This window comes from Haloferax sp. Atlit-109R (assembly GCF_003665865.1).
In the GTDB taxonomy this organism is placed as follows: Archaea; Halobacteriota; Halobacteria; order Halobacteriales; family Haloferacaceae; genus Haloferax; species Haloferax volcanii.
Window position 1 is genome coordinate 1 of sequence record NZ_QPLO01000022.1, and the last position, 468, is coordinate 468.

1 pseudogene is annotated in these 468 nt (G+C 63.5%); it reads left to right on the plus strand.

The window, feature by feature from the left end:
• Positions 1–468: pseudogene (locus tag DVK03_RS19470) on the plus strand (spermidine/putrescine ABC transporter substrate-binding protein); the annotation flags it as partial.

The window sequence follows — 468 nt, forward strand, 5'->3', positions numbered from 1 at the left end:
CGATTTCCTGAAAGCGGAGTACTTCGAACAGGACGGCGAGGTGTACGGGATTCCACGGAGCTTTGGGCAGACGCCGCTCGCCGTCAATACCGACATCGTCGAGCAGGATGTCACCGCGCTGGCTGACCTCTGGACCGAACCACTGGCCGGTGTCGTCGGCGGTCGCGACGACGCGCGCCTGCAGGTCCTGTACCGAAACGCGGCGAAAGGCGAGCCACTCAACCCGGCAAGTGCCGACGACGTGGACTTCGACTCGCTCCGTGCCGACCTTATCGACCGGCTGGAACTCACCGCCGGTCTCTGGAACAACGGGGGCGAGTCAGAGCAACTCCTCCGCAGTGAGGAGGTCGGCGTCCAGCCGGTCTGGAACTACGTCATCCAGTCGATGCAGTCGGATGGTCTCCCCGTCGAGCGAGTCTACCCCTCCGAAGGAACGAAAGCGTGGTTCATCCAGCACTGTATCCGGGA